At 72.0% G+C, this 18,579-nt stretch carries 14 protein-coding genes; 9 read left to right on the forward strand and 5 right to left on the reverse strand.

Annotation, left to right across the window (positions count from 1 at the left end; all coding sequences use genetic code 11):
• The first annotated feature begins 19 nt into the window (after positions 1-19).
• From Q0D75_RS15505 to Q0D75_RS15515, 3 genes are read left to right on the forward strand one after another with little or no spacing between them, the layout of a single operon-like run.
• On the forward strand, positions 20-2,614 hold the full coding sequence (locus tag Q0D75_RS15505; protein WP_291055332.1) for a carboxylate--amine ligase/circularly permuted type 2 ATP-grasp protein: 2,595 nt from the start codon (positions 20-22) through the stop codon (positions 2,612-2,614).
• Between the two features lie 48 nt (positions 2,615-2,662).
• Entirely contained in the window at positions 2,663-4,447 is a 1,785-nt protein-coding gene (locus Q0D75_RS15510) for an N-acetylglutaminylglutamine amidotransferase (protein ID WP_291055335.1), read from the forward strand.
• Between the two features lie 20 nt (positions 4,448-4,467).
• The gene (locus Q0D75_RS15515; protein ID WP_291055338.1) at positions 4,468-6,450 is read left to right on the forward strand and encodes a S9 family peptidase; all 1,983 of its coding nucleotides are present in this window, start codon (positions 4,468-4,470) and stop codon (positions 6,448-6,450) included.
• A 2-nt stretch (positions 6,451-6,452) separates the two neighbouring features.
• On the opposite strand, the gene Q0D75_RS15520 is transcribed toward Q0D75_RS15515, so the two are convergent.
• Both Q0D75_RS15520 and Q0D75_RS15525 read right to left on the reverse strand, forming a co-directional pair.
• The gene (locus Q0D75_RS15520) at positions 6,453-6,689 is read right to left on the reverse strand and encodes a hypothetical protein (protein WP_291055341.1); all 237 of its coding nucleotides are present in this window, start codon (positions 6,687-6,689) and stop codon (positions 6,453-6,455) included.
• A 110-nt stretch (positions 6,690-6,799) separates the two neighbouring features.
• The gene (locus Q0D75_RS15525) at positions 6,800-7,642 is read right to left on the reverse strand and encodes a helix-turn-helix transcriptional regulator (protein ID WP_291055343.1); all 843 of its coding nucleotides are present in this window, start codon (positions 7,640-7,642) and stop codon (positions 6,800-6,802) included.
• A 156-nt stretch (positions 7,643-7,798) separates the two neighbouring features.
• Here Q0D75_RS15525 and Q0D75_RS15530 point away from each other — a divergent pair, with 156 nt between their 5' ends.
• Positions 7,799-8,557 (forward strand): SDR family NAD(P)-dependent oxidoreductase, encoded by a 759-nt coding sequence (locus tag Q0D75_RS15530; RefSeq protein ID WP_291055345.1) that lies wholly within the window; start codon positions 7,799-7,801, stop codon positions 8,555-8,557.
• 36 nt (positions 8,558-8,593) lie between these two features.
• On the opposite strand, the gene Q0D75_RS15535 is transcribed toward Q0D75_RS15530, so the two are convergent.
• Entirely contained in the window at positions 8,594-9,823 is a 1,230-nt protein-coding gene (locus tag Q0D75_RS15535) for an MFS transporter (RefSeq protein WP_291055347.1), read from the reverse strand.
• Between the two features lie 450 nt (positions 9,824-10,273).
• Between Q0D75_RS15535 and Q0D75_RS15540 the strand changes: the two genes are divergently transcribed.
• Both Q0D75_RS15540 and cls read left to right on the forward strand, forming a co-directional pair.
• Positions 10,274-11,344, forward strand: a complete 1,071-nt coding sequence (locus Q0D75_RS15540; protein WP_291055349.1) for an AI-2E family transporter — start codon at positions 10,274-10,276, stop codon at positions 11,342-11,344.
• 37 nt (positions 11,345-11,381) lie between these two features.
• A complete protein-coding gene (gene cls, locus Q0D75_RS15545; protein WP_291055351.1) occupies positions 11,382-12,845 on the forward strand; it encodes a cardiolipin synthase in 1,464 nt (487 codons plus the stop codon).
• A gap of 18 nt (positions 12,846-12,863) precedes the next feature.
• Here the strand turns inward: cls and Q0D75_RS15550 are convergent, their stop codons facing one another.
• Positions 12,864-13,517: a GntR family transcriptional regulator gene (locus Q0D75_RS15550; protein WP_291055353.1), complete on the reverse strand. Its 654-nt coding sequence runs from the start codon at positions 13,515-13,517 to the stop codon at positions 12,864-12,866.
• A 98-nt stretch (positions 13,518-13,615) separates the two neighbouring features.
• On the opposite strand from Q0D75_RS15550, the gene Q0D75_RS15555 reads away from it, so the two are divergent.
• On the forward strand, positions 13,616-16,576 hold the full coding sequence (locus tag Q0D75_RS15555; protein WP_291055355.1) for an FAD-binding and (Fe-S)-binding domain-containing protein: 2,961 nt from the start codon (positions 13,616-13,618) through the stop codon (positions 16,574-16,576).
• 64 nt (positions 16,577-16,640) lie between these two features.
• Here Q0D75_RS15555 and Q0D75_RS15560 read toward each other — a convergent pair whose 3' ends face one another.
• Complete coding sequence (locus tag Q0D75_RS15560) at positions 16,641-16,937, reverse strand: hypothetical protein (protein WP_291055358.1); 297 nt, start codon at positions 16,935-16,937, stop codon at positions 16,641-16,643.
• A 200-nt stretch (positions 16,938-17,137) separates the two neighbouring features.
• Between Q0D75_RS15560 and Q0D75_RS15565 the strand changes: the two genes are divergently transcribed.
• Together Q0D75_RS15565 and Q0D75_RS15570 are read left to right on the forward strand one after the other, a co-directional pair.
• The gene (locus Q0D75_RS15565) at positions 17,138-17,353 is read left to right on the forward strand and encodes a dodecin (RefSeq protein WP_291055361.1); all 216 of its coding nucleotides are present in this window, start codon (positions 17,138-17,140) and stop codon (positions 17,351-17,353) included.
• Between the two features lie 36 nt (positions 17,354-17,389).
• Positions 17,390-18,478, forward strand: coding sequence for an LLM class flavin-dependent oxidoreductase (locus Q0D75_RS15570; RefSeq protein WP_291055364.1), 1,089 nt, complete (start codon positions 17,390-17,392; stop codon positions 18,476-18,478).
• Positions 18,479-18,579 lie beyond the last annotated feature (101 nt).

Consider the following 18,579-nt stretch of genomic DNA (forward strand, 5'->3'; position numbering starts at 1 on the left):
GGCACCATAGGGTGTGGCCATGGCTGCGGTGTTGACGCTTGGCGCGGAAGAAGAGCTCCACCTGATCGATCTCGAGAGCGGGAAGCTGTCGGCGCGCGCGCCGCAGATCCTGTCGAGGCTGCCCGGCGAGAACTATTCGGCCGAGATCCAGCGCACGACCGTCGAGACCAACACCGACGTGGTCACGAGCCTCGACGGCCTGCGGCAGGAGATCCTGCGGCTGCGCAAGGGCGTGATCGACGCGGCCGCTCCCGAGGGAATCGGCATTGCCTGCGTCGGCACGGCACCCCGCAGCGAGTTCGCCGACTTCGAGCTCACCACCAGCGGGCGGTACGGGCGGATGCAGGAGCAGTACCGGCTGCTGGTCGACGAGCAGCTCATCTGCGGCACCCAGATCCATGTGGGCGTCGCCGATCGCAACATGGCCGTCGACATCGCCCAACGGATCTCCCGCGATCTGCCCACCCTGCTCGCCATCTCGGCCAGCTCGCCCTACTGGAACGGGCACGACACCGGGTACTCCAGCATTCGCTCCATCATCTGGCAGCGCTGGCCGAGCGCCGGCGCCACCGGAGACATCGGCTCGGCCGCCGAGTACGACGAACTGCTCACCGACCTCATCGCCACCGGGGTGATCGCCGACTCGAAGATGGCCTACTTCGAGGTGCGACCCTCCTCGCACGCGCCCACCCTGGAACTGCGGGTGTGCGACGCCTGCCCGATCGTCGACGACGCCGTGCTGATCGCCGGTCTCTTCCGCGCCACCGTGCGCGCCGCCGAGCTCGACATCGAGGCCGGCCGGCCGTACCACCCGCAGGCCGCCCCCATCCACCGCGCCGCCATGTGGCAGGCCGCGCGTTCTGGCCTCACGGGCGACCTGCTCGACGACACCGTGCATCCGCGGCCCACCGCCGCCGCCCACGCCGTGCGGCACCTCATCCGGCGCCTCCGCCCGCAGCTCGAAGAACTGGGCGACTACGACGAGGTCGTCGACCTGGCCGACACCCTCCTGGCCCGCGGCAACTCGGCCGACCGGCAGCGCGCCACGTTCGCCGAACGCGGCGAGATCGACGCGGTGGTGAAGCTCGTCGTCGCCGAGACGCACGGCCCCGCCGGAGGGCTCGCCCCGGCCGCTCCCGCTCTGCGCAGCTACCGCACGCGTGCCGGCGACGAGGCCGTCGGCCCCGGGTCGCGCCCCCGCCCCGCCTACGAGCAGATCGTGCGGCACGTCGAAGAGCTGAGCCCGCACCAGGTCGGCGAGCGGATGCGCGCGAGCCGCCGGTGGGCGAGCGAGCACGAGCTGACCTTCGGCGTCGACGGCGAGCTGCGGCCGTTCGAGGTCGACCTGGTGCCGCGCATCATCACGGCGCACGAGTGGAGCGACATCGCGGCGGGCCTCACCCAGCGGGCTCGGGCTCTCGAGGCCTTTCTGCAAGACGTCTACGGGCGGCAGCGCATCCTGACCGACGGTGTGATCCCCCGTGGCGCGGTCGAAGGCGCCCCCGGCTGGCAGGACGACGCCCGCCGGCTGCCCGAGGGGACCGTGCGCTCGGCCGTGTTCGGCTTCGACCTCGTGCGCAACGAGTTCGGCGGCTGGCGGGTGCTCGAAGACAACGTGCGCAATCCCAGCGGGGCCGCCTACGCCCTGGCCATCCGGCAGCTGATGGATGCCGTGGCCGCCGACGTGCCGCGGCCGGCGGGCATCCTCGACCCCGTCACCGCCTTCGCGGCTCTGCGCCGCGCACTGCTGGCGGGTGCGCGCCGAGCCGGTGCGCCGACCGACGATTCCTCCCGCGCCCCGGTGCTGGCGCTTCTGAGCAGCGGGCCCGACAGCACCGCGTGGTTCGAGCACCGGCTGCTCGCCGAGGGAGCCGGGCTGCTGCTGCTGACGCTCGACGAGATCGAGGTGCACGACGGGCGGGTGGTGTCGCGCGAGGGCCGCACGCCGGTCGACGCCCTCTACCTGAGGCTGGACACCGAGCTCCCGGATGCCGTGGACGGGTCGGGCGCGCCGATCGGACGCGACGTCATGTCGGTGGCCGCCGCGGGCCAGGTGTTCCTGGGGAACGCCCCGGGCAACGGGATCGCCGACGACAAGGCGATGTACTGCAACGTGCCGAGCCTGATCACCTACTACCTCGACGAGCGCCCGCTGCTGGAGCAGGTTCCCACCTACCGCACCAGCGACGAGACGGAGCGCCGCGGCGTGCTCGAACGGGTCGGTGAGCTGGTCACCAAGCCGGTCGACGGGCACGGCGGCGAGGGCGTGCTGATCGGCCCGGCCTCGGGTGCGGCGGCCGTGGCCGAGCGGCGGGCCGAGATCGCGGCCGATCCGGAGAACTGGGTGGCGCAGGAGGTGGTGGCACTGTCGTCGCATCCGACGTTCGTGGTGCCCGACGAGGGCGAAGACGCGGTCGCCGACGACGGCGGCACCGTGCTGGAGCCCCGTCACGTCGACCTGCGCGTGTTCGTCTACGCCACCGGCGACGGCGAGTACGGCCTGAGCGTGGCCGACCTCGCTCTCACCCGGGTCGCACCGGCCGGGAGTATGGTGGTCAACTCCTCCCGCGGCGGGGGCTCGAAAGACACCTGGATCCTGCCCGCCAAGCGGTAGGACCGAGCGCCGGGCCAGGCCGGACCATCGACGGAAGAGGCGAACGCGATGTGCGGAATAGCGGGCGAGATCCGTTTCGACCAGCGGGTGGCCGACGGCGACGCCGTGCAACGGATGACCGGCTGTCAGAGTGATCGCGGGCCCGACGGATCGGGGTTCTGGGCCCACGAGCACGTCGCACTCGGCCACCGCCGCCTCGCCATCATCGATCTCTCGGAGGCCGGCGCGCAGCCGATGGTCGACACCGATCTCGGCCTCTCGATCGTGTTCAACGGCTGCATCTACAACCACCACCAGCTCCGTGCCGAGCTGCAGGGCCTCGGCCACCGCTTCTTCTCCACCTCCGACACCGAGGTGATCGGCAAGGCGTATGCCGAATGGGGCATGGACTGCGTCGGCCATCTGCTGGGCATGTTCGCGTTCGTGGTCGTGGAGCACGCCTCCGGGCGCGTGATGATGGCCCGCGACCGCCTGGGCATCAAGCCGCTCTACCTCGACGAGCGTCCCGACCGCCTGCGCTTCGCCTCGACCCTGCCGGCCCTCCTCGCCGCGGGCGACGTCGACACCTCGATCGACCGCACCGCCCTGGAGTACTACCTCACCTTCCACTCGGTGGTGCCCGCGCCCCGAACCATCCTGAACGGCGTGCGCAAGCTGCCGCCGGCGACGGTGCGGATGATCGAACCCGACGGCCGCTTCACCGAGCACGTCTACTGGACGCCCGCGTTCGAGCGCGACGCCTCCCGTGCCGACTGGGACGACGCCGACTGGCAGGAGGCCCTGATCGGCAGCCTCCGCACCGCGGTCGAGCGCCGCATGGTGGCCGACGTGCCCGTGGGGGTGCTGCTCTCGGGCGGGATCGACTCGAGCCTCGTGGTGGCGCTGCTGGCCGAGGCCGGGCAGAGCGACCTGGCCACCTTCAGCATCGGCTTCGACTCGGCGGGCGGGGAGTCCGGCGACGAGTTCGAGTACTCCACCCTCGTCGCCGAGCATTTCGGCACCGATCACCACCGCATCGCGATCGACAGCGGACGACTGCTGCCCGGCATCGACGGCACGGTCGCCGCGATGAGCGAGCCCATGGTGAGCCACGACTGCGTGGCGTTCTACCTGCTCTCCGAAGACGTCTCGCAGAGCGTGAAGGTGGTGCAGTCGGGACAGGGCGCCGACGAGGTGCTGGGCGGCTACGACTGGTATCCGCCGCTCGCCTCCGTGCCGCGCGACCAGGCCGTGGAGGCGTACTCCCGTGTGTTCTTCGACCGCCGCCGGCCCGCGCTGGAGAAGCTGCTCAACCGCGCCTGGCTCGACGAGACGGATGCGCCGACCGCGTTCATCCGCGCCCGCTTCGCCGAGCCCGGCGCCGAGACGGCGGTCGACGCCGCCCTCCGCAACGACACCACCGTGATGCTCGTCGACGACCCGGTGAAGCGGGTCGACAACATGACGATGGCCTGGGGCCTGGAGGCGCGGGTGCCCTTCCTCGACCACGAGTTCGTGGAACTGGTGGCCGCGATCCCGCCCGAGCTGAAGTTGTCCGACGGCGGCAAGGGCGTGCTGAAGCGAGCCAGCCGCGGCCTGGTTCCGGATGCCGTGATCGACCGCACCAAGGGCTACTTCCCGGTGCCCGCCATCCGCCAGCTCGAGGGCCCGTACTTCGAGCGCGTGCGCGCGGCACTCACCGACCCGGCCGCGCGCCGTCGCGACCTGTTCGACGCCGGCACGGTGGAGTCGATGCTCGCCGCCCCGAACGAGACCCGCACCACGCTCGGCTCGAACGCGCTCTGGCAGCTCGCCCTGCTGGAGATGTGGCTGCAGGAGAACGGCATCCGATGAGCGGCGCGACGATCCGTTCGATGGCAGGCCCCGCAGGCGCACCGATGACCCCGCGCGCACCCGGTTCCCCGGGGGCGGACGGCGGTGACCTGGCCGCGCAGCTCGTGGGTGCCTGGGGCAGCTGGGGCCCGTCGATGACCCCGGATGCGCGCCGCGTGGCCTTCGTCAGCGACCGCGGCGGCTCGCCCGAGGTCTGGGTGCAGGACGTGCCCGAGCCCGGCGCGACCGACATCCCCGAGGCGCAGCGCGTGCGGGTCTCCGACGACCCGGTCATCGCGGTGAGCTGGTCGGCCGACAGCGCCTGGCTCGCCTGCGCCGTCGCGACCGACGGCGGCGTGCGCACGCAGGTCTGGGTGGTGCGGCCCGACGGGAGCGACGCCTGCCGCATCTCGGGCGACCCCGAGCGGCACGCCGAGCTCGGGCCTTGGACCCGCAGCGGGCACCGCGTCATCCTCACCGTGCCCGCGACGGCGCCCGGGGAGCGCACCCGCGCGTTCCTGGCCGATCCGCTCACCGGCGCGCTCGAACCACTGGCCGAGGGCGCGCTGATCCACGTGCTCGACCTCTCGGCGGGCGAGCGGATGCTGGTGATGCGCGACGGCCCGCGCGGCCACGAGTTCTGTGTGGTGGTCGACCGCGAGACCGATCGCGATCACGCCGTGATGCCGCATCCGGCCACCGGGGGCACCGATGTGGCGTTCATCCGGCCCGCGCCTCCCGGGGAGAGCGCTCCCGCGGTCGTGTACGCCGCCACCGAGGTGGGGCTGCCCCGGCGGCAGCTGGTGGCCATTCCCGTCGATCCCGCCGACTGGGGGCGGGCACCGAGGGTGCTCGCCGACCGGGCAGACGCCGAGCTGGAAGCGCTCGACGCCGACGATGCCGGGCGCCTGCTGCTGCTCGTGTGGAACGTGGCGGGACGCAGCGAGCTCGAGCTCTACGACACGGTGACCGGGCGGTTCGAGCCCGTGCCGGGGCTACCGGGCGCCGTGGCCACGAGCCCGGTGCTCAGCCGCGACGGGTCGAGCGTGCTGCTGGCGGTGGAAGGCCCGCAGCGGCCGCGCGAGATCTGGCGGCTGGACACCGCCGGCTTCGCCTGGACGCGCGTGACCGCGGTGCCCGAGCTGCCGGCGGCGCGACTCGTGGTGCCGACCCTGGAGACCTACCGCTCGCTCGACGGACTCGAGATCACGGGCTGGCTGTACCGGGCGGCGACGACGGATGCGACGGACACGGGCTCGGGCCTGGGCATCGAGACCGTTTCTGCCCGTGCGGGGGCTTCGCGCTCGGGACCGTGGCTGCTCCCCGCGCCGGCGGAGCCCGTTCCCGGCCCCGCGATGCTGCACCTGCACGGCGGGCCCGAGTCGCAGGAACGGCCCACGTTCAGCCCGCAGCATCAGGTGCTCGCGGCATCCGGCATCGCCGTGTTCGCGCCGAACGTGCGCGGCTCGTCCGGATTCGGGCGGGAGTTCGGCCACGCCGACGACGTGCGCGGCCGGCAGGGCGCCTTCGACGACGTCACGGCGGCCGCGCAGTTCCTGGTCGCCGCGGGCATCGCCGATCCGGGCCGGATCGCGGTGACGGGCCGCTCGTACGGCGGGTACCTCACCCTCGCGGCGCTGGCCTTCACGCCCGGCGTCTTCGCGGCGGGCGTCGACGTCTGCGGCATGTCCGACCTGCACCACTTCTATGCCGAGACGGAGCCGTGGATCGCGGATGCCGCCGTCACCAAGTACGGGCATCCGGTCGACGACGCTGAGTTCCTGGCCACGATCTCGCCGCTCGGGAGTGCCGCGCGCATCCGGGCCCCCCTGCTCGTGGTGCACGGCGAGCTCGACACCAACGTGCCGATCGGCGAGGCGCACCGCATCGTCGCCGCCCTGCGTGCCCTCGACCGCCCGGTCGACTACCTCGAGCTCGCCGGCGAGGGCCACGAATACCGCCGGGCCGACTCCCGCCTGCGCCTGATCGCCGCGATGCGCGACTTCCTCGCCCGGGAGCTCTGAGCTCAGGACTCCGGGTCGGGTGCTCGCTGAGCCTGCGTCCACGCGGCGAACGCGGTCTGCGGGCTGGACTGGTCGTCGAACTCCTGCGGGCTCGCGTGCTGTCCGCCCTGCTCGGGCTCGCGCGTCGACCAGGAACCCGAGGCCTCGCGGGCGATCGTGGCCCGGAGCGCACCGGCGGGCTTGTCGTGGATGGCGAACTCGTGCAGCTCGGTCTGTGTCAACTTGTAGTCGCTGTCCATGCCCGGAGACTACTCCCCGCCCCTGGGCACCCCGCGACTTGCCACAACTTCTGGCAAGTCGGGGCGGAAGGCGGCGACTTCTGAGAAGTGGCAGGTCTGCGGTCACCCGCTCAGCCGGCGGCCACCACCTGGGCGCCGAGCACCACGAGCAGCGCGAGCTTGTCGGCACTGGGAGACCCGGGGGTGGCCGTGAACACGAGCAGCGACTGCGCCTGGTCGGGGTCGTAGACCACCTGGCAGTAGAGCGAGAGCTCGCCGACCTCCGGATGCGCGAAGCGCTTCTCCTCGGTGTACCGCAGGCCGACCTCGCTCTCGGCCCACAGCGCCGCGAAGTCGGGGCTCTGGGCCAGCAGGTGCTGCACCATCTCGGCGGCCTCGGAATCCGGTCCGCGCTGGGCGGCGGCGCGGCGCAGCTGGGCCACCTGCACGCGGGCGTGCCGCGGCTGGTCCTCGCGCGGATAGATGTCCCGCGAGGCGGGATCGGCGAACCAGCGGTAGGTCGAGCTGCGCATCCGGCCCGTGTGCCGCGTCTGGTCGCCGAGCAGCGCGACCGCGGGCGGGGTCTGCACGATCGTCTCGCCGAGCGAACCCATGATCTGCGCGGGGGTATCGGCGAGGCGGTCCAGGATGCGCATCAGCCCCGGGCTGACATGCTCGCTCGACGCGGCCCGGCCGGGTGGGCGCAGGCCCGCCAGCAGGAACAGGTGGTCGCGCTCGTCGATCGTGAGCCGGAGCCCGCGGGCGATCGCCGCCACCATCTGCTCGGAGGGCTGCGGCCCGTCGCCGCGCTCGAGCCGGGCCAGGTAGTCGGCCGACATGTCCGAGAGCTCGGCGACCTCCTCGCGGCGCAGGCCGCTGGTGCGCCGCCGGCTGCCGCGGCGAAGGCCCACGTCTTCGGGCTGCAGCGCCTCACGGCGGGTGCGGAGGAATTCTCCGAAAGCCGTGCGATCCATCGGCGCTCCTCGCCTCTCCCGCCGCATCCGGCGCCTGCCGCGGCGCATCCGGCCGCCCCTCCACTCTGACGGGTCGGCGCGCGCTTATCCACTGCCTGGCATTCAGTGGATGAGCGTGTCCTGGTGCGCCCTCGCCGGCCGGAGTGGACTACCGGCATGGACATCACCGGAAACACCCTCTTCATCCCCGGCGCGACCTCGGGCATCGGCCTCGGTCTCGCGCTCCGCTTCCAGGCCGCCGGCAACACGGTCATCGTGGGCGGCCGTCGCCGCGCACTGCTCGAGCAGATCGCCGCCGAGCATCCCGGCATCGGCACGGTCGAGGTCGACATCACCGACCCGGCATCGATCCTGGCCGCCCGCGACGAGGTGCTCGCGGCGCATCCGCAGCTCGACGCCGTGATCGCGATGGCCGGCATCATGCTGCCCGAAGACCTCACCGAACCCGCCTCGCTCGAGATCGCCGAGCGCACCGTCACCACGAACCTGCTCGGGCCGATCCGCCTGGCCTCGGCCTTTCTGCCGCAGCTGATCGCCCGCGCCTCGGCCGGTGCCCGCCCCGCCTTTGTGACGGTCTCCTCGGGCCTGGCCTACGTTCCGCTGCCGGCCACGCCCACCTACAGCGCCACGAAGGCCGCCATCCACTCGTTCACGGATGCGATGCGCGTGCAGCTGCAGGGCACCGGCGTGCAGGTGGTCGAGCTGGTTCCCCCGGCGGTCGGCACCACTCTGATGGGACTGGACCAAACCGACTACGCGATGCCGCTCGAGCAGTTCCTCGACGAGGTGATGGCCCTGTTCGCGGCCGACCCCGCCGCCGAGCAGATCGTCGTCGACCGCGTGCGCTGGCAGCGGTTCGCCACCGCCGAGGGCCGCTACGCCGAGGTGCTCGAGGCCCAGTCCGCCCGTCACTGACGCTGACGCTGACGCTCCCCCTCTCGCTGACGCGACCTACGGCGAGCTGGCCGGGACCGGCGCGGGGGGCGTGCGGCCGGGCATCCGGAGGGCGAAGAGGGAGGCGGCGGCCATGAGCACGAAGGCCGAGGCGAAGGCGGCCTCGTAGGAGAAGGCGTCGACGAGGAGGCCCGCGACCAGCGGGCCGGCGATGGCACCGGCATCCGCCACCGCCTGGAAGACCGCGACGGGCTGCCCGCCGCGCCCGCCTGCGGCATCGCCCACCGAGGCGGCCGGCGCCGTGCCCATGAACGCCGCGGCCACGCCGTAGATGCACAGCAGCACGATCAGCAGCCAGAGCGAGGTGACCAGCGGGATGGCGAGCATCACGACGGCTCCCACCGCGAAGGCGCCGACGATGGCGGGCTTGCGGCCCACCGAGTCGACGAAGCGGCCGGCCGGCAGCAGCGCGAGGGTCTGGGCCACGGCGGCGACCGCGAAGGCGATGCCCGTCCAGGCGGGCTCGCCGTGCAGCACCTCCACCACGAGCACCGGGATCAGGGCGCTGCGCACCCCGAGGGCCGACCAGCCCTGGGCGAGGTTCGCCAGCAGCGCCGACTGGTAGCGGCGGTCGCGCAGCACCTCCCGGAACGGCTTGGGCGGCTCGGGCGGGGGCGCCGCCGGGTCGTGCATGCGCCGCTCGAGCAGCACCAGCCCGACGGTGCCGGCGATCACCAGGGTGCCCGCGTAGAAGAAGAACGGGGCGTGCAGCGAGATGCCGGCGAGCAGTCCGCCCACCGCCGGGCCCGCCATTCCGCCGATCAGGAAGCCGCCCTGATAGAAGCCGACGGCCCGGCCGCGCACCGCGGGGTCGACGGAGCCGAGCAGCAGGCTCATGGCCGACACCGAGAACATGGCCGATCCGACCCCGCCGGCTCCGCGCAGCAGCAGTACCTGCGGGTAGGTGTCGGCAAGGCCCACGAGCGCGCTGGAGAGCGCGACGATGCCGATGCCCACGGCCAGGATCACGCGTTCGCCGCCGAGGTCGATCAGCTTGCCCACGAAGGGGTTGGCGACCAGCCGCATCACGGCGAACGCCGACACGACGGCGCCCACTTCGAGGTAGCCCACACCGAAGCTGCGCACGTAGACGGGCAGCACGGGCACCACCACGCCGAAGCCCAGCATCACGAAGAACGCCACGACGCCGAGCACGATCACGTCGCGCGGCAATCCGGCGCCGCGTCCCCACAGCGCACGGCGAAGGGTGTCGGATGCGCGGCTCACCGAACAAGCGTAGTTCGCTCGTGAGCGCAGGTGGTCACTGTGGCCGCCAGGAGAAGGGTGTGATGCGCGCGGCGAGCTCGGGGGCGCTCAGGGTGAGCCGCGCGCATCACACTAACGACATCCGGGTAGATGTCGCGGGCCGCCGTTCGGGTGGGTGATCCGCAGCTCGGTCTTTGGGGTACCGGCGCGGCCCGTTCGGGGCGGTTGAAACATTACCCGCACTGCACCGCCGCGCAAACGGGCGTGTCGCGTGGCCGGCCCCCGGTCACCCACTCCGAATCGCTACACCTGACCAGGCATTTCTCGTGCCCCGACTGTCTGTTGCCGGCCCTGATTCTTGAGCAAGAACTGAGGTAGTCCTGCGCTGACGATGAGGTGAGCCCCTGAGGCCTGAGCCCCGGGGGCCGCAGCCCCTACGATGGGCATCGACGGCCTGATGATCGGAGAAGCATGGCGAACGACGAACCCCGGCGGATCGCCCTGCTGAGCGGAGGACCGTTCCGGGTGGCGTTCGTCGCCACCCTCGGCGTGCTGCTGGCTCTGCTGCTCGGCGCCGCGGTCGCCTCGCTGAGCACCGCGCTCACGCTGATCTTCGTGGCCTTCTTCGTGTGCCTCGGGCTCTACCCGACGGTGCGCTGGCTGGAGGCCCGCAAGTTCTCCCGCACCGGCGCCGTGCTCACCGTGATCGCCGGCTTCATCGTGGTGGTGGCGCTGCTGGCCTGGCTCGTCATCCCGATCGTGGTCGACCAGCTCACACAGCTGTTCACCTACCTGCCCAAGGGCTTCGGCGACATCCAGGACCAGCAGTGGTTCATCGACGCCAACGACTCCTTCGGCGGAGCGCTCACGCCCGCGCTGGACTGGGTGCGCACCACCGTCACGAACCCCGACACCTGGTTCGCGGTCGGCGGCGGTGCGCTCAAGGTGGGCGCCGGCATCCTGAACGGCGTCTTCGGCGTGATCTTCGTGATCGCGCTGACGATCTACTTCGTGGCCGGGCTGGAGACCATCAAGACGAGCCTGTACTCGCTCGTGCCGGCCTCGCGCCGGGCCGGCGTGATGGAGCTCGGCGAGACCATCATGGAGTCGGTCGGCAAGTACCTCGGCGGGATGGTGATCCTGGCGGCCATCAACGCGGTGTTCACCTTCATCCTGCTCACGATCGCCGGGGTGCCGTTCGCCCCGGTGCTCGCCGCGCTCGCCTTCCCGATCACGCTCATCCCGCTGGTCGGCAGCGTGATCAACCTCATCATCGTGACCATGGTGTCGCTGTTCGCCGGGCCGGAGACCGCACTCACGGTGGGCATCGTGATGCTCGTCTACGTGCAGTTCGAGGCCTACTTCCTCACCCCGCGGATCGTGGGCAAGGCGATCAGCATCCCGGGTTCGCTGGTGCTGATCGGCGCCATGGTGGGCGGTACGCTGCTGGGGCTGCTGGGCGCGCTGATCGCCTGCCCGGTGACCGCCTCGGTGCTGCTGATCATCAAGAAGGTGGTCGTTCCGCGGCAGAACGCGGCATGATCCGGATGCTGCGGCTGCGGCCGGCCGGGGCGACCGCGTGACGCCGCTGGAGACCGGCGAGACCCTGGCGCTCGTCCTGCTGGCCGCGCACATCGTGCTCGGCTTCGTCGCCACGGTGGCCGTCTCGGCGAACCGGCGGCCGTCGGCGGCGATCGCCTGGGTGCTCACCATCGTGTTCATCCCGTTCCTCGGCACGATCGCCTTCCTGCTGGTGGGCCGGAGCCGGCTGCCCGAGCGGCGCCGTGCGCAACAGCGCTCGATCGACGCGCATTTCGCGGCGCAGACGTCGACGGCGGCGCTTCCGCCGGATCCCTCCGCGACTCCGGTGTGGCTGCCCTCGATCGTGCGGCTGAACACCTCGCTCGGGGCGCTGCCCCTGGTCGGCGGCAACACCGCGCGGCTCATCGAGGGCTACACCGAGTCGTTCGACGCGATGATCGAGGCGATCGATGCGGCGCACGTCCGCGTGCACGTGGAGTTCTACATCCTGGTGCTCGACGACTCGACGCGCCCGTTCTTCGAGGCGCTGGCCCGGGCATCCGCTCGCGGCGTCGAGGTGCGGGTGCTGGCCGACCACCTCTCGGGCTTCCTCTACCCGCACCGGCGCGAGACACAGGAGTTCCTGGCCGCGGCGGGCTGCTCCTTCCGCGCGATGCTGCCGCTGCGGCCCCTGCGCGGCCAGTGGCAGCGGCCGGATCTGCGCAATCACCGCAAGCTCGTGGTGGTCGACGGCGCCGTCGCGTTCACCGGGTCGCAGAACCTCATCGACGAGACGTACCTGAAGCCGTCGAACGTGAAGCGGGGACTGCACTGGGTCGAGCTCATGATGCGGATCGACGGACCGGCCGCGCGCGAGCTCGACGCGGTGTTCATCACGGACTGGGCGGCGGAGGGCGGTGAGCTGCTGCCGTTCCTCGAGGTTCCGGATGCGGCCGCTGCAGCCGGGGCATCCGTCGCCCTGCAGACCGTGCCGAGCGGGCCGAGCTTCGACAACGACAACAACCTCAAGCTGTTCGCGGCGCTGATCCACAAGGCGGAGCACCGCATCAGCATCACGAGCCCGTACTTCGTGCCGGAGGAGTCGATCCTGCTGGCGCTGGTCACGGCGGCCTCCCGCGGCCTGGACATCGAGCTGTTCGTCTCGGAGATCGGCGACCAGAAGCTGGTCTACCACGCGCAGCGCTCCTACTACGAGGCGCTTCTGCGGGCCGGGGTGCGCATCCACCTCTACCGGGCACCGGCGGTGCTGCACTCGAAGCACTTCACGATCGACGACGACGTGGCGATCGTGGGCTCGAGCAACATGGACATCCGCTCGTTCAGCCTGAACGCCGAGGTGTCGATGCTCGTGCACTCCCGCCCTTTGGTCGACCGGATGCGCGAGGTGGAAGACCGCTACCGCTCGCTCAGCCGCGAGCTCACGCTCGAGGAGTGGCTGCGCCGCCCGCTCGGCGAGAAGACCTGGGACAACCTGGCGCGCCTCACCTCGTCCCTGCAGTGACCGCCGCGCCGGCGACGCTCAGGGGGCGGCGGCGAGGGCTGCTATCAGGCGGTCGCTGGCGCGGGTGAGGTGGCCGTGCAGGCACTGCACGGCGGCGTCGGCGTCGCCCGCGGCGATGTGGTCGAGGATCTGCTGGTGCTCGTCGGCGATCTGCTGCACGTCGAGCAGGCGGCGGCCCTGCACCTGCGCCATGCACAGGCGCACCTCGTCGACCAGGGAGAGGTACATCCGCTCCAGGCGCGGGCTCTCCAGGGCGACGACGAGCGCCGCGTGGAAGCGCATGTCGGGTTCGACCGAGTCGATGGATGCCGCCGCCCCGGTGGCGCGCACCCGGGCGTTCGCCTCGGTGGCGGCCGGCGGAACCGAACGCGCCGCCGCCAGTTCGCGGATCGCCTCGCTCTCCAGGCGCATCCGGGTGCGGTAGACGTCGCGCACGTCGTCGGCGTCGAGCACGGGCACCCGGGCCGGCTTGTGGGCGTCGCGCTGCAGCAGGCCCTCGGCGGTGAGCTTCTCGATCGCGGCCTTGGCCGTGGAGCGGGACACCCCGTACTCCTCGGCGACGATCGCCTCGGTGAGCGCCGTTCCACCCACCAGTTCCCCCGCGAACAGGCGCCCGCGGATGTCGTCGCCGACCGCCTCGACCACCGACACCGCTTCGATTCGCCGAACCATCTGCCGCCCTCCCGCATCCGACCACCGGATCGTTCCATCCTACTGGCGTCGACTCGTCATCTATGTAAACTTGTCGGACAACGGCGAGAGGAACGTCCATGGCGCAACGAGGCGCATCCGCACCCCCGGCAGCGAGGCCGAACGACGCGAACCTGCACGGCACGACGGTGGCCGAGCTGTTCCGCGAGGGCGTGGCCGACCCCGCCCGGGTGAGCACCCGCGCCATCGACCTGCACGCCAACGCGCACGACGCCTCGCACTTCCTGCTGGTGCCGCAGGCCTTGGTGATCGCGAGCGATGCCGCCGAGGTGGGCCGGCTGCTGCGCACCGGCACGCGCACGGGCACCCCCGTCACCCTGCGCTCCGGTGGCACGAGCCTCAGCGGCCAGGCCGTCACCGACGGCGTTCTCGTGGACGTGCGCCGCAACTTCCGCCGCATCACGGTGCTCGACGACGGCCTGCGCGTGCGCGTGCAGCCCGGCGCCACCGTGCGCCAGGTGAACGCGCGTCTGGCCCGCTTCGGCCGCAAGCTCGGGCCCGACCCGGCGAGCGAATCGGCCTGCACCATCGGCGGCGTGGTCGCCAACAACTCCAGCGGCATGGCCTGCGGCACCACCGGCAACACCTACCAGACCCTCGAGTCGATGACGATCGTGCTGCCGAGCGGCACCGTCGTCGACACGGGTGCTGCGGATGCGGATGCCCGGCTCCGGCACGACGAACCGGCTCTCTTCGAGGGCCTCCTCCGCCTGCGCGACCGCGTGCGCGGCAACCCGGAGTCGACCCGCATCCTGCGCCACCAGTTCTCGATGAAGAACACCATGGGCTACGGCCTGAACGCCCTGCTCGACCACGACGACCCGGCGCAGATGCTTGCCCACCTCGTGATCGGCAGCGAGGGCACGCTCGGCTTCGTGGCCGAGACGGTGTTCCGCACGCTGCCGCTGCACGCTCACGCGGCGACCGGGCTCGTGCTCTTCGACGACCTGCTGGCCGCCAACGAGGCGCTGCCGGGAATCGTCGCCACCGGCGCCTCCGCCGTGGAGCTGATGGATGCGACCTCCCTGCGCGTGGGCAAGCAGGAGGCCGACGCGCATCCGCTCATCCGCGATCTCGTGGTCGACCGGCAGGCCGCGCTGCTCGTGGAGTACCAGGCGGCGACGCCCGAGGAGCTGGCCGGCCTGCAGGCCGGCGGCGAGCGCGAGCTCGGCGGGCTGCGACTGCAGGCTCCGGCCGTGCTCTCCAGCGACGCGGCGACCCGCGCCTCGCTCTGGCACCTGCGCAAGGGCCTGTACGCGACCGTCGCGGGCGCGCGCCCCTCGGGCACGACCGCGCTGCTGGAAGACGTGGTGGTGCCGGTGCCGAACCTGGCGCGCACCTGCGAAGAGCTGATCCGACTGTTCGAGGCCTACGAGTACGAGAACAGCGTGATCTTCGGGCACGCGAAAGACGGCAACATCCACTTCATGCTCACCGACCTGTTCGAGGGCGCGGGCCTGGCGCGCTACTCCGCGTTCACCGAGGACATGGTCGACCTCGTGCTCGGCGAGGGCGGTTCGCTGAAGGCCGAGCACGGTACCGGCCGCGTGATGGCGCCGTACGTGCGGCGGCAGTACGGCGACGAGCTGTACGCGGTGATGCGCGAGGTGAAGGCGCTCTGCGACCCGGGCGGGATGCTCAACCCCGGCGTGATCATCACCGACGACCCTCAGGTGCACCTGAAAGACATCAAGCGCACGCCGACCATCGAGGTGGAGGCCGACCGCTGCGTGGAGTGCGGCTACTGCGAGCCGGTGTGCCCGAGCCGCGACCTCACCCTCACGCCCCGGCAGCGGATCGTGGTGAAGCGCGCGATCGCCACCGCGACCGCCGACGGCGACACCGCCCTGGCCGCCGAGCTGGAGAAGGACTACACCTACGACGGCGTGCAGACCTGCGCCGTCGACGGCATGTGCCAGACGGCGTGCCCCGTGCTGATCAACACCGGCGACCTCGTGCGGCGGCTGCGCAAGACCGAGCACTCCGGCGTGGAGAAGACGGTGTGGAAGACGGCCGCGCAGCACTGGGACGCGACCACCCGTCTCGCGGGCGCGGCGCTGACCGTGACCGCGAAGCTGCCGGCCGCGGCGGCCCCGCTGCTCACCGGGCCGAACCGGCTCGCGCGCGCGGTCGTCGGCGACGACGTGCTGCCGTTGTGGTCGCCGGAGCTGCCGGGCGGGGGCGGCAAGCGCTCGCGTTCGACATCGCTCGGGCGGACGGATGCTGCGCCCGGCGCCGCCCGGTCGGCCGAGGCATCCGGCACCCCCGCCGCCCCCTCCGCCCCCTCAGCCGCCTCAGCCGCCGGTCTCGTTGAGGCGGTCTACGTGCCCGCCTGCGTCAACACCATGTTCGGGCCGGCCGGCGGCGGCCCCGGCGTGCAGCAGAGCTTCGAGGAGCTCTGCGAGCGCGCGGGCGTGGCCATCACCGTGCCCACCGACATCGACTCGCTCTGCTGCGGCACCCCGTGGTCGTCGAAGGGCCTCCCCGAGGGCGCCGTGATCATGCGCGACCGTGTGCTCGCGTCGCTGCGCCGGGCCACCCGCGACGGCGAGCTGCCGATCGTCAGCGACGCCTCCTCGTGCACCGAGGGCTTTCTGCACATCGTCGAGGCCGACACCGCCCTGCCCCGGATGCGCGTGGTCGACGCGATCTCGTTCGTGGCCGAGCGCATCCTGCCCGCCCTGCCCGAGCACGAGAGGCTCGAGTCGCTCGCCGTGCACCCCACCTGCTCGTCGACCCGTCTCGGCATCAACGGCGCTCTGAACGCGGTGGCCGGGGCGGTGGCCTCGACCGTGCTGATTCCGGAGGACTGGGGATGCTGCGCTTTCGCCGGTGACCGCGGCATGCTGCATCCGGAGCTCACCGAATCGGCCACCCGCGTGCAGGCCGCCGAGGTGCGCGCCGCGAACGCCTCGGCCCACGCCAGCTGCAACCGCACCTGCGAGCTCGGCATGACCCGCGCCACCGGCGAGCAGTACCAGCACGTGCTCGAGCTGCTCGCCGAGGCGACCCGCGGCTAGCGGACTCGGCCGTCAGGCCGACCCGTCGGGCAGCTCGGCGCCGCGCCGCTGCCCGACGGCGGGGTCAGGCAGAGGTGGAATGCACCAGCAGCCAGAAGAAGGCGGCGAACGACACCACGCCGAGCGCGGCGCCCACGATCGACAGCACCAGGCTGAACCGCACCCAGGGGGCGCCGGGCTCCCGGCTCATCCGGATGCCCTGGGCCGCGAACAGCAGCGGCACGAAACACGCCAGCACCGAGAACGTCCACTGCCCACCGTCGCGGGCCGTCGAGCTCACGAGGTAGAGCGAGAAGGCGGCGGTCAGCACACTCAGGATGGCGCAGGCCCGGGCGGAGATGGGCTGGTTCTTCGCAGTCACCTCAGCAGGCTAGAGGGTCCGCGGCCGCCGCGGTGGTGACACCGCCGGTCCGGTCGCGATCGCCCCCCGGGGGCGGAACGGAGCGTCATCTGCGGAGCGGCCGGGCTCGGATCGGCATAGGCTCGCGAGCGAACGGCTCCCTGGGGGCCGCTGTCCGCCGAACGGCCCGTCATCCGGCCGCCATCCGAAGGAGAATCCGCATGAGCAACCGCACCTACCGCATCACCGAGATCGTCGGAACCTCGCCCGAGGGCACCGACGCCGCCATCCGCAACGGCCTCGCCCGCGCCACCAAGACCCTGCGCAACGTCGACTGGTTCGAGGTCGTCTCCACCCGCGGCGAGCTCGAAGACGACCAGATCTCCTACTTCCAGGTGACCCTGAAGGTCGGCTTCCGTCTCGACGACGAAGACTGACGCCCGCCGGCGGCGCAGCGGTCCTAGGCTGAGCGGGTGAGCGAACTCCCTGCGAACCGGCCGCTGCGCCGGCTGGGCTTCTTGACCATCGGGGTGTTCGATCCCGCCGATCCGGTCGCCGGCCACGAGAGCACGCTGGAGACGATCGTGCTCGGCGAGCGCCTCGGCTTCGACAGCGCCTGGCTGCGCTCCCGGCATCTGCAGTACGGCATCTCCTCCCCCGCCACCGTGATGGCCGCCGCCTCGCAGCGCACCTCGCGCATCGAGCTCGGCACGGCCGTGGTGCCGATCGGGCTGGAGAACCCGTTCCGGCTGGCCGAAGACCTCGGCACCGTCGACCTGCTCTCGCACGGCCGCATCAACCCGGGGTTCTCGGCGGGCCGGCCCATGAACGTCGACCGGTTCAAGGACGCCATCTACCCGCACACCTTCGAGCAGGAGGACTTCGACTACGCGCGCCTGCTGCGCTTCCGTGACTTCGTGCGCGGCGACGTCATCTCCGACTTCAAGGGCACGCAGGGCATCGAGGTCTTCGCCGACACCGTGCAGCCGCATTCGCCGGGACTGGTGGATCGCCTCTGGTACGGGGCGGGCAGCATCCGCTCGGCCGAGTGGGCCGGGGCGAACGGATTCCACCTGCTCACCTCCAGCGTGGTGCAGGGCGAGCACGGCGACGACTTCGCCGAGAACCAGTACCGGACGGTGCAGGCCTACCGGGCCGCGCATCCGGCGGGCGAGGCAGCCCGGGTGTCGCAGGGACTCGTGGTGGTGCCCACCGATTCCGCGAGTGCGGCCCAGCGCGCGACGTACGAGGCGTACGGCGCGAGCCGGGCGGGCCGCGTCGGTGTTCCGCAGGGCCCGAAGCGGATGCTGTTCGCCGCCGACCTGATCGGCACCTCGGAGCAGATCGCCGAGCAGCTGCTGGCCGATCCGGCGTTCCGGAGCGTGGAGGAGGTGGCGTTCGCGCTGCCGTTCTCGTTCGAGCCCGAGGACTATGTGCAGCTCCTGCACGACATCGCCGAGCGGCTCGCGCCACTGCTCGGCTGGACCCCGGCCGCCGCCGCTTCCGCAGCGGGCTCCACCGGCACGATCCCGGGCGAGGACGCCCAGGAGGGACGACCATGACCGAGCAGTTCCCGCCACCCACGCCGCCCTCGGGACAGCCGTGGTCGCACCAACCCCCGCCCCAGCAGCACCGCTCTGCCGGCGCATCCCAGAGCCCGCCG

It is taken from the genome of Herbiconiux sp. (assembly GCF_023264855.1).
In the GTDB taxonomy this organism is placed as follows: domain Bacteria; phylum Actinomycetota; class Actinomycetes; order Actinomycetales; family Microbacteriaceae; genus Herbiconiux.